The following is a 24143-nucleotide window of genomic DNA, read 5'->3' as shown; positions in this document are numbered from 1 at the left end:
CGGCCTAACCACTGCATACTGTTTACTGTTTCCTAGAACCATTCCCTCTCATGTTGCTGCAGTTTGTGTTGTGCGGCGTTCATGCGTTCCTCGATGCGGTGACGCAACGACCTCATGATGGCTAGGTAAACCTTGCTCTTGCCTACGCCATCTTCGATGCCTGCGTCGATACTCGGATTGTCGTTCACCTCGATTACAATCGGGTGACCGTGCCATTCCTTTAAATCCACGCCGTAAAGACCGTTGCCGATCAGGCTGCAAATCTTGAGGGCGGTTTTTACGATTCCATGCGGAACCATCTCGATGGGGATGCTTTCGCACTTGCCCGAAAATTCTTCGCTCTGCTTGTCGTTGCTTTCCCAGTTGTAGATTTGCCAGTGGCCCTTGGCCATGTGGTATTTGCAGGCGTAAAGCGGTTTGCCGTCGAGCACGCCCACGCGCCAGTCGAATTCCGTCGGAGTGAATTCCTGAGCAATCAGCAGGTCGCTGTGTTCGAACATCTCGTCGAGAATCTGTTCCAGTTCTTCTTTATTAGTCGCCTTCTTTACACCCATCGAGAAACTTGAATCCGGCGACTTGATCACCATCGGGAATCCGATTTCCTTGGCGAGCGTATGACGGTTTTCGGCGTGGGCAATAATCGTCTTCGGCGAAAGAATCTTCGCGGCCTGCATCAGTTCTTGCAGATAGACCTTGTTGGAGCAGCGTAGAATGCTGTCGGGGTCGTCAATGACGGCAATGCCTTGCGACTGGGCACGGCGGGCGAAACTGTAGGTGTAGTGGTTCACGTTGGTGGTTTCGCGGATAAAGATGGCGTCGAATTCGCCTACGCGCGGGTAGTCCTTCTTGGTAATCATTTCCACGCGGAATCCCGTTTCTTCGGCGGCCTTGATAAAGTTCTGAATCGCCTGCGCATTGCTGGGCGGCTCCACTTCGTCGGGGTTCGTAAGAATACCCAAGTCGTACAGGTAATCTTCTTCTTTACTGGTGGCGTAGCGAGTTTTTTCGAAGTATTCCTGGGCGAACTTGTCCACGAATTCCATGTGGGATTCAGGAATTTCATCCACGCAAATTGGGCGAATACTCTGGATGAACCACTTCTGCTTGAACACGAATTTCGCACGCAGTAGCGGTGCCTGGAACAAACGATAAAGTTCCTGCGAAAGCTCCAGGTATTGAGGGCTCACGTTCTGGCCGAAGTAAATCGAAAGTACGAATTCCGTGCCGGTAAGCTTGTGCAGACTCTTTTGGATCAGGTTATCGATTTCGTCGGAAATGTGCTTGATGACCGCCGGAGCCTTGAAGTCCCGCATGTTCTTGACGCCCGGAATCACCTTGTGCCCGCGGGCCTCGGCCAGCAGTGACACGTAGTAGCCTTTGCTCTGGTAGTTGTAATCGCGGCAAAGGTTGAATACGCGCAGGTTGCGTTCGTTAGTGTACTTGCTCGAAATCAGGTAGTCCTGTGCCGAAATGATATCGATGCCCGGAACATGTAACTTCCAGTGCTTGGGATTGTTTACAACGATTAATTTTTTCATGATCCTATTTCTTATTCTCAATGACCAACACGTTGCCGTCGTAGGTCATGACGCCGAGCAAGATGCTGTGAAGCAGGCGGAACTTATCCACCTTGTAGTAGGGGGTCTTGTGGAGGGGGTTGGTGCCGTCGGGGTCGGCGACCATGAACTGTTTCTTGTCGTCGATTCCGTAAACTACGACGAAGTGCCCCATGGGCTCGCCGTGGATGTCGTCGAAGACGGACTTGTCATCGGCACCGGTGAATTCGCGCATGCTGCGGTACAGGTAAGTGGCCGAAAGCCCGCAGAGCACGGGTACGCCCTTCTTGAAGTATTTTTCGAACATGGCTGCACGCAAGTCGGAGAACGCCACTGTTCCGCCCAAGTCGATAAAGCGGATGTAGGCCTCAATAGCCTTGCGAAGCTTGGGGGCGTGCTTCGCCTTGCGCAAAAGTTCAAGCTTAGCCTTCAGTTCCGGCATGGAAAGTTCGCTCCAGGTGGGGTCCAAAAGCGTCAGGTTATACGAATGAATAGTCACCTTGAATCCACGTTTGAGCGCGTCGATTCCGAGGAATACGCCCAGAGTTCCGCCGTCTTCCAAGAACTCAATTTCAGAAATCAGTTGCTTTAGGGAAATCTTGTAGCCGAGGTGGTTGTAGACCGCCTGCAGGCTAGTCGGCCCGCAGGTGACGTCATCGGGCTGCTGTAGAATCTTGATGTCCATCGTTTTGCCTATTTTTGCCTTGTAGGTCGGGGCGGTTCGCGGATTTAATCCGTTTGGCCGTACCCGTTCTCGTCTGGCGGCTGTCGGAAGGTTTTTCCGGGTCGTCGATGGCGTGTTGTAAAGATACCAAAATCTGTAAATTAGGGCAAGGGGGACAAAAACACCTATGTAAACTTAATTTACAAGACAAATTCACTTTATATATATAGATTTGATTTGTATGAAATCGATTTCTTTGAAGATTGCCTCGGCTCTAGCCTTGACCGTTTCTGTTGCTTTTGCCGATGATTTTGAAGATGCACTTGCCTCGGTGGATTCAGCCGAAGCGGCCAATATGCCGGGCATGTACGATATCAATCATTTTGAATACATGGACTGTTGGATAGAGCCAGCAACAAACATTGTCCCTAGGGAAAGGAACCGTATCGGAGCCATTCGCGACGAGGCCAAGGTGTGTGGTTGCTACACTGTCCGTGAAAAGGGTGGTTTTGGTTGGCGAGCAAATGATGAAGGGAAAAAGATCGTCCAGGTTTGGAATCTCCCGAAACCTCGTCTTTTGACATGTCCCAAAGGCATGACCTGTTCCGAAGAATTCTTCATTGAACAGTGCGTGGACCATATCAAGCAGTCTGTTCCGATGCTTTCGGATTATGCGAAGGGAGGCGCCCTGGAAGGTGCTGTCGCACTGAACTTTGAAGATGGCGAAAAAACTCCGTTCGGCGAATATGTCGAAGCCAACAAGGCCACGGCGGATTCCATCAACTGCTTTATCAATGTCCATAACAGGCCCGACGCCACTCTTGAAAGCGACATGCGCAACCCGTATCTGTTCCACCTTTCGGGGATGCCCCGCAAGTTGATTCCGAGCGCTGCAGGTCGCTTTACGGATTATAGCGACGTCCGTTGTCTGAACAAGGGCCTCCTGACCGGTTTTGCCACCAACGGCTATGTTGAAAACGTCCGTCATGTCGATGCGAACGGCCTTCTTTACGGCGAAGAAATTGGCTACATGAATGACCCGACCTACCCCAAGAAACAGGGCCCGGAATGGGGTGGAATCCTCTGGAAATCCAACTATAGAATGGGTATGCGCGAAGGCATTTCCACCTTCTACCGTTCCAGCGTGCTCGACCAGAAGGTTTACGGCAGGGGGGACAGTTCCTATTACTTCAAGTTCCTGGAAGTGCCTTACACGCAGGGTTACGTCAACGGTATGGTGCGTATGTACTCCGACAAGGGTTTCGTGATGGCGGACATTCCCTACAAGCGTAACGCCCTGCACGGACGCATGACCGTATACAACCCGTTCAAGAAAAAACCGGTAACGCTGACATTTAACGCGAACAGCCTCGAAGGCTTTGTCGACTTCGGTGAATTTGGCGGAGTGTTCCACAAGGGGCTTCCCAACGGCCTTGTGACTTTCTGGACCGTGAAAGACACCTGCTACCAGTGGATGCCAGGCGAATCCGTTTGTTACTCCGAACGCATAACGAAAAAGCAATGGGGAACCTACCAGATGGGTAAGTTCCAGGGGCAAATGGAATGTGCCGACGGACAAAAGGGCGGCAAGGATTTGATCTGCCCCGATCTGGACTCCGCAGCCGTCAAGAAGATTGCGATTAACGCCGACATCGCCCTCAAGGAAAAAGAAAAGAACAAGGCAATCGAAGCCATGAAGGATGCCGAAGAGGAATTCGCGAAGAAACAGGCTGAAGCGGATTCTGCCGTGGCAAGTTCTACAGACACAACATCTACAGCTCCCAAGAAAGCCGAAGACGAAATCGCCCAAGCCATTGAAAGGGGAAAGAAGGCTCTCGCGGCAAAACTCGAAGCGCAGAAGGCTCTGCAAGAAGCCGAAAAAGCTCTAGCCGAGGCAAAGAAAGCTGAACGCGAAGCGGAAAAGGCCGAAAGGGAAGCCCTGAAGGCAGAACGCCTAGCTAAAAAGGCTGAAAAGGCTCGTCTCGCCAAGGAACAACGTGAAGCCAAGGCAAAAGAGAAGAGAGCGAAAAAAGCCAAAGAAAAAAAGGCGAAGTCCAAGAAAAAGACAAAGAACTAAAAACAAGATAACGGACCGCATCAAAGCGGTCCTTTTCTTGTATAACGAACACAGAAAAGAGCCAATTCCCAAAGGGTTCGCCCATCGCTCCGATAACAGGCTACATGCCTTTTCCCCACGCTCGACTTTTTTTATAAAAAAGTTCTCCTTGCACTTGCTTTTTTGAGCAGTTATGTTTATATTTATAGTGAACAAAAGTGCAACTAAACAAAAAGGCAATTATGAATGTGCAGGAGAAATTGAAAATTCTTGCCGCGGCGGCCAAGTACGACGTTTCGTGTTCTTCCAGCGGATCCAAGCGTCAGGTCCCTCAAGGCGGGCTCGGAAGCGCTTGCAGTGCAGGTATTTGCCACACATGGTCTGCAGACGGGCGCTGCATTTCGCTACTAAAGGTGCTTTTGAGCAACGCCTGCAAATACGATTGCGCCTATTGCATCAATCGCCGCAGCAATGACATTCCCCGTGCCACGTTCACTCCCAAGGAACTGATAGAGCTGACGCTGGAGTTCTATCGTCGCAACTATATCGAGGGGCTCTTCCTGAGTTCAGCCGTCGTAGGAACTCCCGACCGAACCATGGAAATGTTGGTGCAAATTGCAAAGGAGCTCCGCACCGTTCACAAGTTCGGCGGCTATATTCACCTCAAGGCGATTCCCGGAGCATCAAGCGATCTCCTGTACCAAGCCGGGCTTTACGCCGACCGTAGCAGCGTAAATATCGAAATTCCGACGGACCGGGCATTGCAATATTTGGCTCCCGAAAAGAACCACGCCTCCATCTACAAGCCCATGAACTTCCTTGCCGAGCGCAAGCTGGAATACAGGACGGAACATTCCCGTTATTCGCCTAAGTTCTTACCTGCTGGACAAAGTACCCAGATGATTGTCGGGGCGGCGGGGGAGACCGACCTACAGATTTTGACACTTTCTAGCGGCTTTTACAAGCAACAGCAAATGAAACGCGTCTATTTTTCGGGATATGTGCCTATAAATGCCGACAAGAGGCTTCCCGCGCTCACTACAAAGCCTCCGCTGGTTCGCGAACATCGGCTTTATCAAGCGGATTGGCTGATGCGATTCTATAAGTTCGGCTACGACGAAATCGTGGACACGGCACACCCAAACCTGGATTTGGAATTGGATCCTAAGGTAGCCTGGGCACTAAGGCACCCTGAATTTTTCCCCATAGACATCCAGACGGCCGATTACGAGATGCTGCTAAGGGTTCCGGGAATCGGTGTCAAATCAGCCCAGTTGATTGTTTCTGGACGTCGATTCAGCAAGATTCGTCTTGAACAGATGAAAAAAATGGGGGTGGTCCTGAAGCGTGCGCAATATTTCATCTACCATCCCGATACACCGGCCTGCCTGCGTCGATTGTACCCCGAAATGGTGCGCCCCTTGTTGCTACCCAAGCCCCAACCTTTGCAACTAGATTTATTCTCTAATCAAACTCTTGCCCTGCCTGCCTAAGAACCGAAATCAAATCCCCGAATCTCCCTTAATTTCAACCTTAGAACTCCGAATTCTGAATTAACTTATGCTTTCCATTTCATACGATTCAACATTCAACGGTTTCTTAAGTGTCGTCTTTGAAATCTATCGTCAGCATTTGGATGTCGGTGAAATTCATCCTGACCGTAGCGATTCTCCCTGCAATCTCTTTATGCAGCCGTTCCGTATCGAGACCTCGGAGGAATCCGCCCAAAGACTCAAGCGGGCTATATCGAACCAGGCAAGCCCAGATATTCTATCGACATTGGATGCCGCATTTCGCTCCGAAGAAGACGGAATTGAGATGAAAATCCTCGCTTATCTCCGTAAAATGTTCCGCGGAGTTGACCCGACCTACGCGAAAAATCCCACCTCCGACGAGATGCTTCCTATTTTCATGACCGCACGTTCAGTAAGGCGCGAAGTCGGAGGAATGCTTGGTATGGTACGCTTCAGCCGAATGCCCGATGGCACCTATTTTTCGGAGATAGAACCTAAATACGACATTCTCGAGCTGCTGATCGGACATTTCAGAGGCCGGTTTGCCAACGAACGATGGGTCATTTACGATTCCAAGCGAGGCTTTGGAGTCTACTACGACGGAAAGAATCCCGTCGAGATGTCCATTCCGAATATACGACAGGTTTCGGCAGTGAACTCGTCTGACAATTTTGTACAACTGTGGCAGGATTACTATAAATCCATCGCCATTAAGGAACGCGAAAATTCCAAACTCATGAAACAATGTTTGCCGGTACGATATTGGAAACACCTCCCCGAAAGGCAGGTACAGCCGAAGTGGGCCTAAAAATTCCCTTGTTGCAAATATTCCAACCATTTTTTTTGTGTTTTTGAAAAAAATCATCCCTTGTTTCATAAATAATTGTATTTTTCAGTTGTAAAAAATGGAGAATTTGATTTTATGAATATGGCTTCGGCTAAACCGGGATTTTTTGTTCAGGACCGCTTTTTATACAGCAAAGATAACGAAAAGGTCATCCTTCGTGGCATCAACCACATGTTCATCTGGACTGACCGTGAAGGCAAGACGATTCCTGAAATTGCAAAAACCGGTGCAAACTGCGTTCGAATTGTTTGGAATACACGCGGTCGAGTCAGCGATCTGGACAACATCATTACCCAGTGCATTTCAAACGGCATGATTCCCATTCCGGAAATTCACGACACAACGGGCAACTGGGACCGCCTGATGGAAGCGATGGAATTCTGGCTTCGCGAAGAAACGCTCCAGCTAATTACCAACCATCAGCAATACTTGATTGTGAACATCGGTAATGAACCCGGTGCAGACATGATGGATTCCGACGAATTTTTCACCACCTACAATGCGATTGTCACCAAAATGCGCGCTTCGGGAATCCGCGTACCCCTGATGATTGATGCAGACCAGTGGGGGCAAAGCGAAAAGAACCTTCTCGAAGTGGGCCCGAAGCTGTTGCAGGCGGACCCTGAGCACAATCTGCTGTTTTCGATTCACATGTGGTGGCCCACCGAACGTCACGATGCGCAAAAGACGGGTTACGCAACCGTTCAGGACCGCATCAAGGGCGTGCTGGAAGCATCCGTCGACAGCAAGTTGCCTTTAATTATTGGTGAATTCGCGCCCGTTGCCGCTGGGGGAATCAAGGATATCCCTTATAGGTACATTATGTCCGAGGCGGAACGACTGAATATCGGCTGGCTCGCCTGGAGCTGGGGTCCCGGTAACTCGGACAGTCCCGAAATGGACATGACCGTCCATAGTTCATTCAACACCCTGGTCGGTTGGGGCAAGGATGTCTGCGTCGACAATCCGAACGGCATCCAGAACACAAGTGTCATCCCGACGTTCATCCAGGAAAAGAATTTCGACATCGGCTCGCAGGTATTGGGAACGAACCTGATCCAGAATGGAGATTTCTCAAGCGAAGAACCTCTTTCGAACTGGCAGGTGGATTTCTGGGGAGGCAAAGCCGATGTACAGGTCAACCAGGGAATCGTCCGTTTCGACATCAAAAAGGCGGGCAAGGAATCCTGGAACTTGCAGTTCAAGCAAAAGCTTTCCCTGCGCGAAGGCGTCACCTACATTTTCAGCATGCGCGCCAAGGCCGACAAGCCCCGCACCCTGAATGTGAATATCAAGAAGGACGCCGAGGAATACACTCCCTACGCAAACGGACGTATCTTGGACTTGAGTACCAGTTGGCAAAACTTCAGCTGGAAGTTTACCATGAAAGAAGCTAGCGATATGGAGGCCCTGCTCATTTACGATATGGGCGGCGTACCGATTTCGTGGGAACTCTGTGACATTTCGCTTGTCCAGGCTCGTAGCGTGGCGGATCGTCTCAATCGCACCTTCCAACGCAATGTGCAAAAAAACTCCGGCTACTTCAATGCTCCGAACGGGCCCTGGGAACTGCATCTTTATTCCACAAAGGGCGATCTCCTGGAGGTTCTCGACAAGGGCAAAGGCGGCGAAGGAATGCGTCAATACCCCAAAATTGAACGCAGCGGAATCATGGTCGTCAAGGATCTTTCTAAGTAGGGACTATTCCAAATTGTAATATGGAATTCCTTACATTAATGTTTTTTATAGCACTTTTTCCTATAAAAAGTGCTATTATATCATTCAGGTGTTTATGTTATCTGTCTTTGTGCAGATAAGGAGATGTTTATGGACTTGCAGGAATACGTCGACCAGTTCGATTTAATGACTTGCATCTTATCCGTAGAGAAAAAGCCCGACGGGAGCTACGGCAAAATCTGCATCGAAGCAGGCAACAAGGCCTACCTAGCCTCATTCGAAAAAAATTACGATTCACCAATCAGTCTCGACAACGACAAAGCTTTCGTTCCCGGTAAGGAATATACGGAATATATTCCCAAGGACCTGAATTTTGAACACTTTATTGTTAGCAGCGCGGTTCACAAGAAGCCGATGCATGCCTACATTCATCCGGACCGGTTTAATGTTTGGTTCAATATTTTTAGTCAGCCGCTGAGCATCGACGATCCGAACAAGTGTTATTGCACCTATACGCAAGAAATCTCGACAGAGGCAAACATCGACCAGCTGACAAATCATTCGGCACAGACCACTTCCGAAGTGCTGAAAACATGCATCAAGCTCCGCAGTACCAAGAATTTTCTCAAGACCATGGACGAAGTCATCGCGGACATCCGTTCAATTTGCGAATCTAGTTACTGTTGCATCCTTCTCACCGACTTTCACGAGAGGACTTGTTCGTTGCTGTGCGAAAGCATCAAGCCGAACTCCGGCCAATACTCGCTCAAGAACTATCTGAACGACCCCTTTATTGATTATGCCAAGAGTTGGCTCGAGACCATTGCCGGAAGCAACTGCCTGATTATTGAAAACAATCACGATATGGAAGAAGTCAAGCGGAGGAATCCGAACTGGCATCGTTCGCTTCAGAGTGCTGGGGTCAAGAGTCTAGTGCTTTTCCCTCTTCAGCACAACAACGAAACGATCGGTTTTATCTGGGCCACGAACTTTGACACGAAAAATACTGAATATATAAAAGAGACCCTGGAACTGACCACCCTCTTTATCGCATCCGAGATTGCAAACTACCAGCTGCTACAACGTCTCGAGATGCTCAGCACCACAGACCTGCTGACAGGGGTCCTGAACAGAAACGCCATGAACAACAGGGTTCTTCGACTGGTGACAGGCCGCGAACGAGCTCCCGAAAAACTGGGAATCATTTTTGCGGACCTGAACGGACTCAAGGCGATCAACGACTCCGAAGGACATAACGCCGGAGACTGCCTCTTGAAGGAAGCCGCCTTTATCCTCAAGTCCGTTTTTGAGGGATGCGAGATTTACCGTGCCGGAGGAGATGAATTCGTCGTCGTGGCAACAAACAAGCCTAAAGAAGAGCTGGAAAAGAGCGTCGAAAAGCTACGCAAGGATTCCGCCAATCCAGAAAATGTTAGTTTTGCGTTAGGTTTTTATTTTAACGAGAACGGGGGAGACATCCGTATTGCGATGCACGAAGCCGATGTCCTGATGTACGAGGATAAAAAACGGTTCTACGACCGCTATCCTCCTATGAGGAGAAAATGAAAAAAGAGGAATTGCAACAGTTTGCCGATTCATTCCATACGATGACCTGCATTCTTTCCGTCGAAAAAACGAACGACGGGAGCATCGGGACAATCTGCATCGAAGCTGGAAACGAGCTTTACATCAAGTCTATGGAGCGAAAGGACGATAATGGCAATTCCGTTTTCAACCAGAAATTTATCCCCGGTTCCAATTACGAAATGTACATGGAAAAGGAGCTGAACTTTGAAAAGTTCTGCTACCAGAGCGCCATACTTCAAAAACCCGTCCTCGCCTACATTCAGCCGGAACGCTTTCCATTCTGGATCAACCTGTTCATGTTGCCGATCGATGTGGACGACGCCGAAAAAAGCTATTGCGTCTATTCGCTCGAAGCAACTCCCAAAGCGGACCTAGAAACAATGACAAGGCTTTCGGCCGAGAATTCGTCCAATGTACTCAAGGCTTGTATTAAGCTGCGCGGAACAAAGAATTTTCTTAAGACCATGGACGAGGTCATCGAAGACATCCGTGAACTGTGCGGAGCAGAATCCTGTTGCGTGTTGCATACGGATTTCAAGAACCGAACCTGCTCGGTTTTAGGTTCTTCCACAAAAGTGGGTGCCAATGTCACGAACATCCACGAAATTATATCAGACAAATTTGTCGATTACGCCGAATCCTGGATTGAAACACTCAAGGGCAGCAACTGTCTGATTATCCAAAACGATGCCGACATGGAAATTGTCCGCGAAAGAAATCCCGCTTGGCACGCCTCGTTAACAGGGGCAAACGTCAAGAGCCAGGTATTGCTTCCGCTCACGCATAACAATGAATTTATCGGCTTTATCTGGGTGACGAACTTTGATACCACAAAAGCGCTCCGCATCAAGGAAACTCTTGAACTGGTGACGTTCTTTATAGCCTCTGAAGTGGCGAGTTACTTGTTGGTGCAGCAGCTCGAGGTATTGAGCAATGTTGACCTGCTGACTGGGGTCAAAAATCGCAATGCCATGAACAACCAGGTATTCCAGTTGGTGAACGGAATTATCCAATACAAGACTGTGTCCGTCGTATTCGCCGACTTGAACGGACTCAAGCCCGTCAACGACAATGAAGGTCATAACGCAGGTGACACCCTTTTGAAACGCGCTTCGCAGATTTTGAAAGATACTTTCTACGATTGCGAAATCTTTCGCGCCGGCGGAGACGAATTCGTCGTGGTCGCATTGGACAAGCCCAAAGCGGACCTTGAAGTCCGTGTTGAAAAGCTCCGCCAGAAATCCAAGGAGAAAGGAAACGTGAGCTATGCGCTCGGATTTTTCCATGATGAAAATGGGGGAGACGTACGCAAGGCCATGCACGAAGCCGATGTCCTGATGTACGAGGACAAGAAACTCCACTACGGCCACAGATAAAAATACCATCCCAAAATTTGAGCGTCTATACACAAGGTATGTATAGCGTCAATTTCGGAAAATCGCCCACTCACACCGTTAGTGCGGCGTTTTTTTTATGGGCGAGACATTTCAATATGCTCTCTATCATCATTTTTTGCAAGTTTGTATCATAGAATATCACCTAAAATGTGAAAATTTAGACATTTAACCTAAATTTTAAACGAAAATTGGCGGTTTTGTATCTTGAACTATTGACTTTTGTAAATGAAGAATTTATATTAGGGGCATGAAACCCTTAATGGAATACACCAGCTATCGCATTTATATTCGCGATTTTTATGCCGAACGTAAGGAACGCTCCGGTTTTACGTGGCGCGATTTCGCAAAGGCTGCTGGGTATTCCTCTCCGGTTTTCTTGAAGCTTGTCTGCGACGGCAAGACGAACCTAAGCGAAGCGGGTATAGAACGTGTCGCTTCGGCCATGGGACTTGTCGGCATCGATCTGCAGTATTTCAGGCTTCTAGTCGCGTTTGACCAGGAAAAGTCCTCCGCCGCAAAGAAGAAGATATTCGCCGAGATGCGAGCGCTCGCTAATGACAATTCCTTTGCGTTAGTGGGCGAGGACCAGTACGACTATTACGGCAGCTGGCTGAATCCTGTACTCCGCGAGATGGCCCCGCGCCTGAACGGCGCGACACCCGCCCAGATGGCGGGGGAGCTCGTCTTTGAAAGCGATGCGGCCCACGTCAAGAATTCGCTCAAGCTCCTCGAAAAGAACGGCTTTCTCGAAAAAGACGAGCAGGGCCATTATGTCCAATGCAACCGCTCGGTGACCACGGGTAACATCGACGTCACCTCGCTCGCCATCCGCGAAATGCACCGCCAGATGGGCGAGCTTGGCGTGCAAAGCCTCGACCACGTTCCCGTCAAGGAGCGCGACGTTTCTGGACTTACCATCGGTATTTCCGAAGCCGCCTACGAAAAAATCATCAAAGAAATCGCCGACTTCCGCAGACGCGTCAGTTCGATCGTCATGGAAGACACCGGCGAGGAGCGCGTCTACCGCCTGAATGTTCAGCTGTTCCCCCTTACCAACACCCTGCCCAAGGAGGAACGCCATGACTAAATTGCAAAAGAAAGCGGCCAACATCCGTCTTTGGGCCATCGCCCCGACAGTTGCACTCGTTTTGTCTGCGTGTGGCACTTTCTGGGCAGGTGGCGTCGATGAAGAACAGAATACGATTGCAGGTGCCGCGGAGGAAAATAATCTACCAGCATCTAGTTCCGAGATGATATCGCAGCCAGATTCCGAATCGTCTTCCTCTTTTTCCACTCCTGCCGATCCGTCCGCCCCCACTTCATCCGAGCTTGAACAAGGCACTGCCATTGTCTTTCCGGATCCCATTATCCGGATCAGTAGCTCGTCCTATACAATTCCGGTTTCTTCTACAGCCACTTCGGAACCGGAGCTGGGCAAGCATGAATTTACGGGAATTATCAGAAACAATGGAAATCCTCTAGACTTGTCGCTGAATGTTGACGGAAATTTCATCTCCACGACAACAGACCTGAATGGGAAATTCACCTTCGAAAATGTTCCCGAAGGAACCCACGTGCTCTACACGACAAAAGACGGAACCGTGGGCGATGTCGCCTTCCTGTTGCTGAATAACGGAAACGGCTGTTCCCTGCTGGGCCCGATTCCCGCATCGGAATCCGAAAACCTGACCGCAACAGATCTGACTGCACCTCCGATGCAGACCATCATTCCTGATGCAGGCGGCACGGATCTTCCCGATTCACTTCCAAGCTTGGACGGCAACGGCAAGAATGATACGGTTGTTTACCATTCCGGAAATGATATAAACTGTTATTCTGTACGCGAAATGCCGCACGAACCCGATTACGGACACGTATGCGCGTGGGACGAAGCCTCTCAGAACGGAACGGCAACGTCCGAATGCGACCTGACAGCAAATCCTGAAGCGATTACCATTGAGGCGAACGTCATCATCGGCAGTCTCGATCCTGAAAGTTCGTACCGTCTCAATATCGTCAGCAAGCAATGGGAAAAAACAAGCGGGGTATTCAGCCTGGCAGTCATCAACAACGATTGCGGCGTAACAAAACCATCTCTCGCTTTCTTCGCCTCAAACGGCTCCGCATACTCCTGTGATAACGCCCTTATCTCTGGAGTAACAGTAGAAACTGGTGTTCCGCTCGCTCTCACGGCGGTTTGGAACGGAACCTCGCTTTGGCTTTACAAGAATGGTTTTCCGGTTGCGTTTAGAATCGGATCGGTCGATCTTTCGAACGTCGTAAACGCACCGGTTGTATTTGGGGATGAGGAAGGGACGGTGACGCTGAACTCGGTTCAGCTCGGGAACAAGGCAATCTTTTCTGCTGATGTCCTGTATCGATACTATCTGAATGGAGGCGAACAATGATGAACATGATTGACATAGCTTGTTTTGAAGTCAACGAACACGGCCGCCTCCTCAGCGGGAATAGGCGTTTCTGCCGTATGTTCGGCTTCGAGCCGTCGGAAATTCCGTGGCACTACGTGACCGATCTCTATCGCCATGTAGGCGACTGGGAAAAGTTCAGGCGCGATACGGAAAACGCAAGCTTCACTATGCGCATGAAGAATCGACGCGGTCGCAGCTTCGACTGCTGCATCGTCAGAGAAATCTTCCAGAATGCCGATGGGGAAGTCATTTTCCGCAATACGATTCACAAAATTGGCGAAGGAAAGGCTTATGTCCCGCAGACAGTTCCGCTGTCGGTGGTATTCCTCGCCAAGTGCAGCGACTGTGGAGCGCAAATCCGCGTAGCATCCGCTCCGGAGACGAGGCTTCGCATGCTATGCAACAGCTGTGCCGCAAAAACGTTCCCGGAGACTTTCTACGGCAAGACCGCGCAGGTATAATTTGAGGAAAAGGAGAAAGGGTAGGAGATTGGGTTAAGAGGAGAACTGGGGAAGGAGAACAAAGAAGAAGGAGAAAAAGAAAAGCGGTTCAGAAGAACCGCTTTTCACTTTTTTAAGGAGAAAAAAAGTATTGAATTATGCACCGAAAGCGTCGTCTGCAGCTCCCGAAACCTGGGCAGCATTAGCGGCAGTCATTTCCGGTTCGGCAACAGCCATTTCGGAGTCGGACTGTTCGGAAGCCTTCTTATCGGTAATGGAAAGCTTGCCTTCCTTGAACTTGTACATAGCGATGGTGGTCGGCTTCTTAGTCAGGTTGATATAACCCTGGTTTGCCTGCTTGTTGACGAAGCGTGCTTCTTGGGCCATCATGACCACTGCGCGGAAAACGGAGCCTTGACATTGTTCGTTTGCGTAAATGTCATCAAGATAGACTCTCTGTTCTTCAGCCATCTAGGTACCTCTGAAATTGTTTAGAAGAGGGAGAGGGATTCGAACCCTCGTTACCGTGAGGTAAACACGCTTTCCAAGCGTGCGCCTTCAACCACTCGGCCATCCCTCCAGGATGTGCGCCAAATATACCATTTTATTTTTCGTTTGTCAACCGTTTTTGGGCTTTTTTACGAAAAAAATGCATTTTTTTTCTAGTCTTTCGTCTATTGGCACGAAAAGCCGTTCTTTCGTCTAGTTTAATTCGTCCCAAACGACCTGCATCAGAGGCTCGATCGTCTTTGCTGTGAAGTCAAACTTGATATTTGCAGCGGCAAAAAGCTCCGGAAGCGGGCGGCTGTCACCCAAACTTTCGGCCTTGAACAGGTCGTCGATGGCTTTTTTCGGGTTTTTCTTGAAATTCGCCCAAACCTGGAGCGCACCGAGCTGTGCAATTCCGTACTCGATGTAGTAGAACGGGCACTCGAACAGGTGCAGCTGCTTTTGCCACAGGTTGTTGCGAACAGCCTCGAAACCGGAGTAGTCCACGCCAGCGTCGTAGCGGTCCATAATTCCCTTCCAAATCGCTTCGCGGTCTTTCGCGGTATGGTTCGGACGGCTGTACAGTTCGTGCTGGAAACTGTCGATGCTTGCCACCCACGGGAACAGCCAAATGACGTCCTCAAGCTCACCTTCGATGCTACGGCGGATTGCCTCGGAATCGTCTCCGTAGAAGGGCTTGAGGTTATTCATGCCGATCAGTTCCATACTCATGCTCGCGACTTCGGCGAATTCCGAAGGCACGTCGCGGTAGGCGAGGATAGGCTGGTTCGCAAGAGCATACTGATGGAACGAATGTCCCGATTCGTGCAGCAGCGTATAAATGTCGCGGTCGGTTTCCGCCGAATTCATGAAGATGAAGGGGAGGCGACTTTCGTCGAAGCCAATCTGGTAGCCGCCCGGAGCCTTGCCGAGCCTGCTATCCGGATCGATCAACTTTTTCGCCTGCATTTCGCGGGCCCACTTGCCGGCCTGGGGGTGGATCGACTCAAAAATTTGGTCGACCTTCTCGATGAGTTCATCGCCACTCTTGTACGGTTTCAGCGGAGCGCGGTTCAGCGGATCGACAGAGAGATCCCACGGACGAAGCGTCTTGAGGCCCATCTTGTCGGCGCGTTTCTTGTAGATTTCCTTGAGGAGCGGAAGCACCAGTTTTTCGACGCTTTCATGGAAATTCTTACAGTCGGCGGGGGAGTAGTCGAAACGCCTTTTGGCGAGGAAAATGTAGTCGATGAAATCCCTGCAGCCGGCATTTTTCGCAATTTTGTTGCGGATTTGGAACAACTTGTCGAAGGATTCGTCGAGAGCATCCTTGTCCTTTAAGCGACGGTCCCACATGGTGCGGAAAGCGCGTTCGCGCAGGTCGCGGTCGGTCTTTTCGAGGTAGGCTCCTAACTGCTGCATCGTCTTGATGCCACCGTCAAATTCTACGCTCATGCCGCCCGTAATCTTCTGGTAGGCCTGAACGGCCATCGTCTCTTCAGTTTCAAGAGGAATGTTTGCGGGGGAGAAAAGGTCCAGAGAAACCTGCACGCTACGGAACCAAATGCCGAATTCTTCCTTCAGCTTGTCCTTGGCCGGGTGCGCCATGAGTTTCTTGTTGAGCTTGTCGCTGTATTCGTTAGAAATCGGGTCAACATTGCTGACAAAGTCTTCGTAAGCCTTTGCCGCCGCTTCATCCTGGGTATTGCAAGTCATTGCGACATAACGCCGACAAGAAACTTCCGAAAGAACCGAACCCAGTTCGCTCCATTTTAAAATCCAGGAGCGCAGGGCATCGGGGGAGTTTGCAACATCTTCGTCAAGCAATCTCTGATAAAGCGCCTCGACATCTTTTACATTGTCTACATTGAAATTTTCAGGTACAAAAGTTCTTTTATTCATTGGTCTAAGTCTTGAGTTATTAGTTAAAATCTTTCGTCTGAAGCTTGCCTATGAGCGTTCACTCGTCTAAAAACTGATGGCTCCCACCCAGTCGCTCACGATGTTGTCTAGGACTGAGGTGCGCGCCTTGTCGGCAAGCGCCTGCTTTTCTTCCTGGCTTATTTTACGCTCCTGGTCGAAATCTAGCGTGAAAGCCTCTTCTTGTTCCTTGAGCGAAACATCCATACGCCCCACGATATGGACGACGTTGACATCCATCAACCTAAATATACGGCGGTCGATCGGCATTTCCGTTACTAGAACGATCCTATTGTCGCCGGGGACAAGCTTTACGGAATCGCGAAGCGCAACAGGAAGTTCCATCAAGGTATCCAGCACCAGGTTCGCCATCAGGCCACGAATCCAGAGCGTATCGTTACTTTGATTCTTGGCATTCAAAGTCGCCGTTAAATGAATCTTGCCGATTTCTTTTTCGAGAATTCCTCGGGCAAAATCTTGCACCAAGGCAATCACGTGAGGATTCGGCAACAAGCTTTTCTTCAAATCATCGGACTTCGGGAAAAGATCCTTATTTATCGAGGCTGAGTCAAGCGACAAATTGTCAAATTCCAGGACCGTTTGGGAAAGGATATCGGCGGCCGACAACTTTTTGGTAACGGCACAGCCGTCCATCATCAAGGCCGTCATCAAAAAAAAGATAATAGATAAAAGAATTCGTCTCATTTTTTATACAATATACAAAAAGAACCTCTACCAAAACTCTGCGATACAATCTATATCAAGGCAAAAGGGTGGAATTGTCAAACACAGCTTGAAATTTTTTTCTGATTTTACAAAAAAAGCCAAAAAGACGATATATTTATAAAAAATTGGAGTTTTTATGAACGAAAGATACAGAATCAGCAGGGGAGATGCCGCTCGCGAAGCACGCAGGACTCGCCTGTCGACAATATTCAAGGATTCCGTAGAAATGATGCGATCACAGGACTTGCAGGAATCCATCAAGGCCTCCAGGGCTAATACCCGAACTTATTTTAACGACAATATTGAATTTAACCGCCCTGAATTCGGAAAAAAGACACTGGTCACGGTCACCAATCACAGGACCCTTGAAGCGGCAGACCTAATCCACGAAAAAAATCCTGACAAACGCATCGGGGTTTTAAATTTTGCCTCTGCAACAAATCCTGGAGGAGGCGTCGTATGGGGGAGTTCTGCACAGGAAGAAAGTCTGTGCCGCTGTTCAACGCTCTACCCTGTACTGAATCAAAAAAGCCTTCTGATGAATTACTACGACTTTCACAGAAGCCGCCAGAATCCGCTTTACACGGACCGCTGCATCTATACGCCCAGTGTCAAGGTCATCAAGAGCGATACGGACTATCCCGAACGTCTAGACAGCAGCGGATTCTTCGACGTGGACGTCATCACCTGCGCGGCACCGAACCTGCGGCATGCCGAACCGATTTCCGATGCGGAACTAGAGCGGCTGCACCTGCAACGCGGTCGTAGAATTCTCGATGTGGCAGTCGAGAACAAAATTGACTGTCTTGTGCTGGGGGCATTTGGTTGCGGGGCTTTCCGGAACAATCCGCAAGTTGTCGCCAAAGTTTATGCCAAACTCATGGAAGAATTCAAGGGAGCCTTTGACCTTGTTGAATTCGCCGTGTTCTACTGGGGCAACGAAATAACGAATTATCAGGCGTTCAAGGATGCATTGGGATAGTTTTTGCGTAGGAAAATCGAGCGTTGCGAACCTCCCCTTACCTTGTCTCTTTATTGCCGATAATGCGGATTATGTAAACTAAATAATCGGAAGAACAGGTTTCTCTCGCCATTTCCCTGCTTTATACTATACGGCAAAATGCAATTTTATCTGTTTGAGTATCATGGACTTACGGTGGCAGTCTGTTTTTCTATTTTTAATCATTGCCAGCGAATGGTTGAACTTATCAACAACCGCGCCTCTTTTTTCTAAATTTGATAGACTAATTGTGGATAGATTTGCAAGCTTTTGTGGATGAGGAATTGAAATGCAAGCTGAATGGGAAAGATGTTTGAACTACCTCCGTGGAATGCTCTCGGATTCGGTTTATAAGACCTATTTTGCACAGACCAAGCTTACCAGTCAGACGACCGGTCATGCTACGATCTCTGTTCCTTCCGGACTGGACACGGCAGTCTATTCCGCCTATAAGGAACTTATCCGCCTGGCCTGGCGAGAAGTGACTCACGACGAATCGACCATGGAATTCGATTTCCAGCAGCAGGAAGCTGTCGCACAACCGGCTCCCCAGGCGAACAACAGCTTCAAGGATTTCCTGAAGCCGAGCATTCCGCTTTCTGGATCGTTCCGTTTCGAAAATTTCGTTCCCGGCGACAAGGCGCAGCTCGCGTTCAACGCCGCTCTCGCCGTTGCAAGGAATCCTGACGGCACACAGTACAATCCGCTATTTATTTACGGTTCTTCGGGTCTCGGCAAGACTCACCTGCTGCAGGCTATCGGCAACTACATTCTCGAAGAAGATCCGACCAAGCGCGTATGCTATCTGACCTCCGAAGATTTTTCGCAGCAATACATGAAATGCCTGCGCGAACAGCGTATCACGGAAATGTCCGACTTCTACAAGAACGAAGTCGACATTCTGCTGATTGACGATATCCAGAACTGGACCGGCAAATACGAAACTCAGAATGAATTCTTCCTGATTTTCAATGCGCTGCACCAGGCAGGAAAGCAGATCGTGCTCACATCCGATGCACCCGCCGCCGAAGTGAAGAATCTTTCTGACCGACTCGTGAGCCGCTTCTCATGGGGCCTTACTGTCGACATTCAACCGCCTGACGTCGAAACGCGCGAAGCGATTCTGCATAAGAAGGCCGAAGAACGCCACCTCGAAATCAGCGACGAAGTGTTGCATTACCTCGCCGAAAGCATCGCAAGCAACGTGCGTTGCCTCGAAAGCGCTATCATCAAGTTGACATTACAGTCAAGCCTGATGCACCACGATATCGACATGAGCATTGCGCAGAAGGTCGTATCTGAAATTGCACCGACGCTCCGTCGCCGCGTAAGCCTTGACGCCGTGTTGCATACCGTTTCGAAGCACTACGAAGTTCCCGAAGCCAAGCTGACCGAATCGGGCCGCGGCACCAAGGAAATTTCGAAGGCTCGCCAAGTCGCCATGTACCTGATGCGCGAATGCTCCCCCATTAGCTTGCAGAGCATCGGCTCCCGCTTCGGAGGCAAGGACCACTCCACCGTCGTTCACGCCATCAAGAGCGTGAAGAAGGAAATGGAGACTGACCCGAGCTTCGCCCGCCTCATCGAAAGCCTTAAGAACTCAATTCACGATTAAGGCATAGCCTACCGATAAAGCTTTATGGATCCCGGAACCTTCGGTTCCAGGATGACTTAAGCGTATACACTCATACTTGAACTTGAGAATATGACGCCTCCTTTAGTGGATGAGAGCGGTCATCTGTGAGCCATACGCGACTCGTATCAACGAGTCGTATTGGCGACCTTTGGACACTTGGCAACTTGTTGCCTTAGTGTACATGGCCACCTTTAGGTGGGAGCGAGGCGATATCACATTTTTTTTAGCAATAGAGCCGAGCGGTCACCTATGATGGTACGGGTGGTTTTGCATGACCATCTGCACGCGGTAAAGCTGCTCCGCGAAAAGTACGCGGGCGTGGTCATGGGTAAAAGTCAGCGGCGAAAGCGACAGGAGCAAGTCGGCGGTCTTTTTCAAGTTTTCGTCGATGCCGTACGCCGACCCGATCAAGAATACGATGTTTCCCGGAAAACGGTCGTCTATCTTGGATTCCTTGAGTTCCACGACTTCGAGCGGGAACACTCCCCCACGCAAACGCTTCACGTACTTGTCGACCTCGTCGGCAATAAACGGCGAACCCGCCTTACCAAAAACTGCTAGAACCCATTTCATAATTTAGTGGCTAGTGATTAGTGGTTGGTGGTTAGGGGAACTTCGTTGCAGTAGGTAGTAGGCAATGACCTGTTGTTAGGAATTCTTGATACCAGCGCCCCTGTATACTAATCACTGTTTACTAATCACTATTTACCTTCCCACACTTAAACGATCTATGAGGAAGCTTGGCATGCCGGCTTTTTTCATGCGTTCCTGCGTCTGGTATACGTCGTATTCCACGCGAATCAGGCGCACGCACTTGGCCTCGGTATCGAGCAGGCACCAGCAAGAACGCGGGTCGCGGTCACGAGGCTGGCCTACGCTGCCCACGTTCACCAGCAGGCGTTCCGTGTCCTCGATAGTGTATTCGTATTCATCCAGAATCTTGGGGATGGCGTTCGGACGGCTCGCCACAATCACCGGACTGTGCGTATGGCCCACAAAGCAGTAGCGGCCCTTGAAATGTTCAAAAGCGTCGAGGGCATCTTCGAGCTCGGTCACGTACACCCAGTCCGCGGGCGAAAGCGGAGAGGCGTGCACAAAGCAAATATCGTTTTCTTCGCAAATGTACGGGAGCGTCCTCAAGAACGAGACGGATTCGTCGGACAAATGATTCTGGGTCCATTCGATGGCCTGCTTGGCATACGGGTTGAACCCGGCGCTGGACTCGTGCTTGATTGCCACGCTGTCGTGGTTGCCGATAATGCAAATGTCCATATTTTCGCGAGCAAGACGAACGCATTCGTCCGGATCCGCACCATAACCCACTAAATCACCAAGACAAACTCTCCTATCGACATTGTTGTCTTTCATAGAAGCAATAACCGCTTCAAAGGCAACCGCATTCGAATGGATATCAGAACAAATACCGTAAAGCATAGCTGTAATATAGTAATAAAACGAGTTTTGCTTTCATAGAAAAATAATATCAAGCGCCCTACTCCCCCAATCACGCACCTCCGCCCCGTTATAAAAATTTTACAAGCAGGAAAGGTTTTCAAAAGCGTCAAATAAGCGTGTATAGAAGAGGGACTTCCCCTATAAAAATGTTTAACCATTGCAGGATATAAAAATATATCCTATATTTAAAGGTGGCTACATGCCCAATTTGCTCACTGTTTTCGGCCTAAGGTTTTTCTTCTATTCTCGAGAACACGAACCCGTTCATGTCCATGTAGAAAGCAACGAAGGTCTTGCAAAGTTTGAAATTCAAGGAGGAATTGTTAAACTTGTAGACAGCAAGGGAATGAGACTCAATGAATTGAAACTCGCAGAATCGATTGTAGAAGAAAACAAGGAACATTTTGAAAATGAATGGGTCAAGTATTTTAAAAATCTGGAGTAACAATGTACCGTGAAGACATTGAAAAAATTGAACCGGTAAACGAAGGGCTACGCCTTAGCGCAAAAGACGGACGTACCGCAACACTATTTTTTGCAATGTTCGACCGTTTAAAACAGGCTTCTCCCGAACAGAGGCTTGATTTTAGAATGTCCTTTGGCGGACTCCGATGGGATTCCCTTGACGAGGATATTTCTTACGACTCCATTTTCGAACCTGAAAATTTTCCACTAAGACTATCTATCGCACTAAGGCCCATAAACATGTCTGAAGTAGCCCGCCGACTAGGGATACAGCAATCTCTTATGGCCGCATATATGAACGGTTCAAAGCACCCATCACCAGAACGTCAAAAAATGATTTGTGACGAAATCCATAAAATCGGTCGAGAACTGCTAGAAGTCTAGATTAGATTGTCTATATTTGCACATGAGTTTAGTTTGGTGGGATTTTACAAATGGAGGTCTTCTGTGAAGATTTTTACAAACGTCATTGCGAGCCCTGTAAGGGCGAAGCAATCCATTTTTGGTCTGTCATTCTCGAAGCGGGAATCCATACTTCTTGCCATGGCTCTTGTCTTTGCTGTATTTACTGCGTGCGACAGCGGTTCCAGCAGTACTGACCCTGACCCGATTGCGGAAGTTTCGAGCAGTAGCGGTGATGTTTCCAAAAATTCTTCGAGTTCGTAAAAGAGCGCCGATAAGGACAAGTCTTCTTCTAGCGAGAAGAGTGCGAAGGATTCTAGCTCCTCGGTAGCAACTAAGAATTCTTCTAGCTCCGTCAGCGGCGACAAGAGTAGTTCTTCCGTCAAAAAAGAAGACTCTAGCAGCAGCGCTGTGAAGTCTTCTTCTTCGGAAGCCAAGTCGAGCAGTAGCGAGGAGGTTAAACAATCTTCTTCGAGTGTTGTGGCTTCGAGCTGCAGTATGGAGGAACCATTGAGTAGCAGTGTGGTGGAAGAATCTAGCAGTTCGTTCGACAAGGCGTTTAAAGGATCGCTTTGGCGTACTGGCGCGTATAAAGCATTTGTTGACCCGCGCGACAACCGTGAATACTATTACATACAAATTACCGGCGAAGACACGGCAGGCAAGGCTGCCACAATCAAGGTGATGGCAGAAAACCTGAATGTCGGTGAGTTTATAAGAGGCCGAAAAAACCAGGAAGACGATACTAAAATAGAACGTTATTGCTACGATAATGATACTACGAACTGTAACAAGTACGGTGGCCTATACCAGTGGGCAGAAATGATGCAGTTGCCGAGCCGTTGCAACACCGAAAGCTGTGCTGACATGATTAAGCCGAACCACCAGGGAATCTGCCCCAGTGGCTGGAGGTTGCTGACTTATAATGACTACTACATTGTGGTGCATGCTGATAACAATGAAGATGGAGTGGAGGGCACCCGTGCTGGTCGCTTTGGCGGTAGCAATGATAGTGGCTATAGCCTTATTAGTACGGGGTATCTTTGGGATCATTCGTTCACGAACGTAGAAAATGGTACATATTGGCATTATCCTGTAGAAAGCGACCAATATAATGGAATTGCTTCTAAGGTAAGTTCGCAATGGAGAACTGCAACTGGAAATTCTTATGATGATTCGTATAAGACTCAGGGCTTTTCCGTCCGCTGCGTAATGGTTGAGTAACCGTTAATTAAACAAACAATTTTAACAAATAAACAGGGCTGTACCTAACAGCCCATTGAGGGTTATTATGTCTAAGAAAAGCGCGCTAAACGAGTGTCGCAGAATCAAACTTGTTTGATTCTATGACCGAGTGACGCCGCGGACGCCGAAGGCGTCAACAACATCAAGAATAATAAGAAAAATTCCAGCCGTAAAAATTACAAAATGGACGCCAAAAGAAAGCGACGGCGAATGACTGGCCGCTAAGCGGACAGTAAAGGCCGAAGGCCGTAATTTCTGTGAGTAATAAATGCTTGGTATTAACCAAGCATGTTTGCGAGAGTGAGGCGTAAGACGAACGGTCTTTGGGCTCGTGCGGAGCAGGCTGAGTCGGAGCGTTGCTTGCTAAGCGTTTTCTCGGATGGAAAGGTGACCCCGGAACAAGTCCGGGGTGACATCCGGGGTTTTTAAGGGGTGTCCCCTTAGGCGAGAGGGTGCTGGAATGGCGCTTATTCAACCTTCCCGAAGATTCTGGGTGTCCCCTTAGGCGAGAGGGTGCTGGAAGACCCGGCTATGGATTGCTTCGTCGCTTTGCTCCTCGCAATGACGTATGCCGGGGCTGCAAGCAGGGGGAAACCTCCCCCATCTACAGACCGTTCGGCTCTATCGCTTCAAAAAAA

The 24143-nt window shown here is 49.2% G+C and carries 22 protein-coding genes and 1 tRNA gene; 14 read left to right on the top strand and 9 right to left on the bottom strand.

Annotated features, from left to right (window positions below; genetic code table 11):
• Positions 1-32: 32 nt before the first annotated feature.
• Together BUA93_RS06830 and BUA93_RS06825 are read right to left on the bottom strand one after the other, a co-directional pair.
• Positions 33-1538 (bottom strand): RimK family protein, encoded by a 1506-nt coding sequence (locus BUA93_RS06830; RefSeq protein ID WP_072978412.1) that lies wholly within the window; start codon positions 1536-1538, stop codon positions 33-35.
• 4 nt (positions 1539-1542) lie between these two features.
• Positions 1543-2241, bottom strand: coding sequence for a cysteine peptidase family C39 domain-containing protein (locus BUA93_RS06825; RefSeq protein ID WP_072978411.1), 699 nt, complete (start codon positions 2239-2241; stop codon positions 1543-1545).
• 220 nt (positions 2242-2461) lie between these two features.
• On the opposite strand from BUA93_RS06825, the gene BUA93_RS06820 reads away from it, so the two are divergent.
• From BUA93_RS06820 to BUA93_RS06780, 9 genes are all read left to right on the top strand, one after another.
• A complete protein-coding gene (locus BUA93_RS06820) occupies positions 2462-4297 on the top strand; it encodes a toxin-antitoxin system YwqK family antitoxin (RefSeq protein WP_072978410.1) in 1836 nt (611 codons plus the stop codon).
• A gap of 221 nt (positions 4298-4518) precedes the next feature.
• Positions 4519-5769, top strand: coding sequence for a putative DNA modification/repair radical SAM protein (locus tag BUA93_RS06815; protein WP_072978409.1), 1251 nt, complete (start codon positions 4519-4521; stop codon positions 5767-5769).
• Positions 5770-5836: 67 nt separating this feature from the next.
• Complete coding sequence (locus tag BUA93_RS06810) at positions 5837-6598, top strand: TIGR03915 family putative DNA repair protein (protein WP_072978408.1); 762 nt, start codon at positions 5837-5839, stop codon at positions 6596-6598.
• 120 nt (positions 6599-6718) lie between these two features.
• Positions 6719-8335 (top strand): cellulase family glycosylhydrolase, encoded by a 1617-nt coding sequence (locus tag BUA93_RS06805; protein WP_254793890.1) that lies wholly within the window; start codon positions 6719-6721, stop codon positions 8333-8335.
• A gap of 129 nt (positions 8336-8464) precedes the next feature.
• Positions 8465-9880, top strand: coding sequence for a sensor domain-containing diguanylate cyclase (locus tag BUA93_RS06800; RefSeq protein WP_072978406.1), 1416 nt, complete (start codon positions 8465-8467; stop codon positions 9878-9880).
• Positions 9877-11277, top strand: coding sequence for a GGDEF domain-containing protein (locus tag BUA93_RS06795; RefSeq protein ID WP_072978405.1), 1401 nt, complete (start codon positions 9877-9879; stop codon positions 11275-11277). Before BUA93_RS06800 ends, BUA93_RS06795 begins: the two co-directional genes overlap by 4 nt.
• A 268-nt stretch (positions 11278-11545) precedes the next feature.
• The gene (locus tag BUA93_RS06790; protein ID WP_072978404.1) at positions 11546-12385 is read left to right on the top strand and encodes a TIGR02147 family protein; all 840 of its coding nucleotides are present in this window, start codon (positions 11546-11548) and stop codon (positions 12383-12385) included.
• Positions 12378-13706 carry a peptidase associated/transthyretin-like domain-containing protein gene (locus BUA93_RS06785; RefSeq protein ID WP_072978403.1) on the top strand — a complete coding sequence of 443 codons (1329 nt, stop codon included), beginning with the start codon at positions 12378-12380 and terminating at the stop codon, positions 13704-13706. Before BUA93_RS06790 ends, BUA93_RS06785 begins: the two co-directional genes overlap by 8 nt.
• On the top strand, positions 13703-14188 hold the full coding sequence (locus tag BUA93_RS06780; protein ID WP_072978402.1) for a PAS domain-containing protein: 486 nt from the start codon (positions 13703-13705) through the stop codon (positions 14186-14188). Before BUA93_RS06785 ends, BUA93_RS06780 begins: the two co-directional genes overlap by 4 nt.
• Positions 14189-14323: 135 nt before the next feature.
• On the opposite strand, the gene BUA93_RS06775 is transcribed toward BUA93_RS06780, so the two are convergent.
• The 4 genes from BUA93_RS06775 to BUA93_RS06760 all read right to left on the bottom strand — a co-directional run bounded on the left by BUA93_RS06775 (position 14324) and on the right by BUA93_RS06760 (position 17245).
• The gene (locus BUA93_RS06775) at positions 14324-14638 is read right to left on the bottom strand and encodes a hypothetical protein (RefSeq protein WP_072978401.1); all 315 of its coding nucleotides are present in this window, start codon (positions 14636-14638) and stop codon (positions 14324-14326) included.
• Between the two features lie 24 nt (positions 14639-14662).
• A tRNA-Ser gene (locus BUA93_RS06770) sits at positions 14663-14747 on the bottom strand.
• Positions 14748-14869: 122 nt separating this feature from the next.
• Positions 14870-16558 (bottom strand): M3 family oligoendopeptidase, encoded by a 1689-nt coding sequence (locus BUA93_RS06765; RefSeq protein ID WP_072978400.1) that lies wholly within the window; start codon positions 16556-16558, stop codon positions 14870-14872.
• Positions 16559-16624: 66 nt separating this feature from the next.
• Positions 16625-17245: a hypothetical protein gene (locus tag BUA93_RS06760; protein WP_139257848.1), complete on the bottom strand. Its 621-nt coding sequence runs from the start codon at positions 17243-17245 to the stop codon at positions 16625-16627.
• Positions 17246-17438: 193 nt separating this feature from the next.
• Between BUA93_RS06760 and BUA93_RS06755 the strand changes: the two genes are divergently transcribed.
• Both BUA93_RS06755 and dnaA read left to right on the top strand, forming a co-directional pair.
• Positions 17439-18284, top strand: coding sequence for a TIGR02452 family protein (locus tag BUA93_RS06755; protein ID WP_083597202.1), 846 nt, complete (start codon positions 17439-17441; stop codon positions 18282-18284).
• Between the two features lie 307 nt (positions 18285-18591).
• Entirely contained in the window at positions 18592-19917 is a 1326-nt protein-coding gene (gene dnaA / locus BUA93_RS06750) for a chromosomal replication initiator protein DnaA (RefSeq protein WP_072978398.1), read from the top strand.
• A gap of 264 nt (positions 19918-20181) precedes the next feature.
• Here dnaA and BUA93_RS06745 read toward each other — a convergent pair whose 3' ends face one another.
• A complete protein-coding gene (locus tag BUA93_RS06745; RefSeq protein WP_072978397.1) occupies positions 20182-20511 on the bottom strand; it encodes a 23S rRNA (pseudouridine(1915)-N(3))-methyltransferase RlmH in 330 nt (109 codons plus the stop codon).
• Positions 20512-20643: 132 nt separating this feature from the next.
• On the bottom strand, positions 20644-21372 hold the full coding sequence (locus BUA93_RS06740) for a metallophosphoesterase family protein (protein WP_072978396.1): 729 nt from the start codon (positions 21370-21372) through the stop codon (positions 20644-20646).
• Between the two features lie 220 nt (positions 21373-21592).
• Here BUA93_RS06740 and BUA93_RS06735 point away from each other — a divergent pair, with 220 nt between their 5' ends.
• Together BUA93_RS06735 and BUA93_RS06730 are read left to right on the top strand one after the other, a co-directional pair.
• Complete coding sequence (locus tag BUA93_RS06735; protein WP_072978395.1) at positions 21593-21838, top strand: DUF4160 domain-containing protein; 246 nt, start codon at positions 21593-21595, stop codon at positions 21836-21838.
• Between the two features lie 2 nt (positions 21839-21840).
• Entirely contained in the window at positions 21841-22242 is a 402-nt protein-coding gene (locus tag BUA93_RS06730; protein WP_072978394.1) for a DUF2442 domain-containing protein, read from the top strand.
• A gap of 44 nt (positions 22243-22286) precedes the next feature.
• On the opposite strand, the gene BUA93_RS06725 is transcribed toward BUA93_RS06730, so the two are convergent.
• Positions 22287-22697 (bottom strand): hypothetical protein, encoded by a 411-nt coding sequence (locus BUA93_RS06725; protein WP_072978393.1) that lies wholly within the window; start codon positions 22695-22697, stop codon positions 22287-22289.
• A 73-nt stretch (positions 22698-22770) separates the two neighbouring features.
• Here BUA93_RS06725 and BUA93_RS06720 point away from each other — a divergent pair, with 73 nt between their 5' ends.
• Positions 22771-23484, top strand: coding sequence for an FISUMP domain-containing protein (locus BUA93_RS06720; RefSeq protein ID WP_175547384.1), 714 nt, complete (start codon positions 22771-22773; stop codon positions 23482-23484).
• The last annotated feature ends 659 nt before the right edge of the window (positions 23485-24143 follow it).

This window comes from Fibrobacter sp. UWH4 (assembly GCF_900142475.1).
Lineage (GTDB): Bacteria > Fibrobacterota > Fibrobacteria > Fibrobacterales > Fibrobacteraceae > Fibrobacter.
Note: the sequence above shows the minus strand (reverse complement) of the source record. Positions and strands in the feature narration are given on the sequence as shown.

Coding starts and splice junctions, on each gene's coding strand:
- BUA93_RS06830 (WP_072978412.1), bottom strand. CDS start 1,538: ATGAAAAAATTAATCGTTGTAAACAATCCCAAGCACTGGAAGTTACAT.
- BUA93_RS06825 (WP_072978411.1), bottom strand. CDS start 2,241: ATGGACATCAAGATTCTACAGCAGCCCGATGACGTCACCTGCGGGCCG.
- BUA93_RS06820 (WP_072978410.1), top strand. CDS start 2,462: ATGAAATCGATTTCTTTGAAGATTGCCTCGGCTCTAGCCTTGACCGTT.
- BUA93_RS06815 (WP_072978409.1), top strand. CDS start 4,519: ATGAATGTGCAGGAGAAATTGAAAATTCTTGCCGCGGCGGCCAAGTAC.
- BUA93_RS06810 (WP_072978408.1), top strand. CDS start 5,837: ATGCTTTCCATTTCATACGATTCAACATTCAACGGTTTCTTAAGTGTC.
- BUA93_RS06805 (WP_254793890.1), top strand. CDS start 6,719: ATGGCTTCGGCTAAACCGGGATTTTTTGTTCAGGACCGCTTTTTATAC.
- BUA93_RS06800 (WP_072978406.1), top strand. CDS start 8,465: ATGGACTTGCAGGAATACGTCGACCAGTTCGATTTAATGACTTGCATC.
- BUA93_RS06795 (WP_072978405.1), top strand. CDS start 9,877: ATGAAAAAAGAGGAATTGCAACAGTTTGCCGATTCATTCCATACGATG.
- BUA93_RS06790 (WP_072978404.1), top strand. CDS start 11,546: ATGAAACCCTTAATGGAATACACCAGCTATCGCATTTATATTCGCGAT.
- BUA93_RS06785 (WP_072978403.1), top strand. CDS start 12,378: ATGACTAAATTGCAAAAGAAAGCGGCCAACATCCGTCTTTGGGCCATC.
- BUA93_RS06780 (WP_072978402.1), top strand. CDS start 13,703: ATGATGAACATGATTGACATAGCTTGTTTTGAAGTCAACGAACACGGC.
- BUA93_RS06775 (WP_072978401.1), bottom strand. CDS start 14,638: ATGGCTGAAGAACAGAGAGTCTATCTTGATGACATTTACGCAAACGAA.
- BUA93_RS06765 (WP_072978400.1), bottom strand. CDS start 16,558: ATGAATAAAAGAACTTTTGTACCTGAAAATTTCAATGTAGACAATGTA.
- BUA93_RS06760 (WP_139257848.1), bottom strand. CDS start 17,245: ATGACGGCCTTGATGATGGACGGCTGTGCCGTTACCAAAAAGTTGTCG.
- BUA93_RS06755 (WP_083597202.1), top strand. CDS start 17,439: ATGAACGAAAGATACAGAATCAGCAGGGGAGATGCCGCTCGCGAAGCA.
- dnaA (WP_072978398.1), top strand. CDS start 18,592: ATGCAAGCTGAATGGGAAAGATGTTTGAACTACCTCCGTGGAATGCTC.
- BUA93_RS06745 (WP_072978397.1), bottom strand. CDS start 20,511: ATGAAATGGGTTCTAGCAGTTTTTGGTAAGGCGGGTTCGCCGTTTATT.
- BUA93_RS06740 (WP_072978396.1), bottom strand. CDS start 21,372: ATGCTTTACGGTATTTGTTCTGATATCCATTCGAATGCGGTTGCCTTT.
- BUA93_RS06735 (WP_072978395.1), top strand. CDS start 21,593: ATGCCCAATTTGCTCACTGTTTTCGGCCTAAGGTTTTTCTTCTATTCT.
- BUA93_RS06730 (WP_072978394.1), top strand. CDS start 21,841: ATGTACCGTGAAGACATTGAAAAAATTGAACCGGTAAACGAAGGGCTA.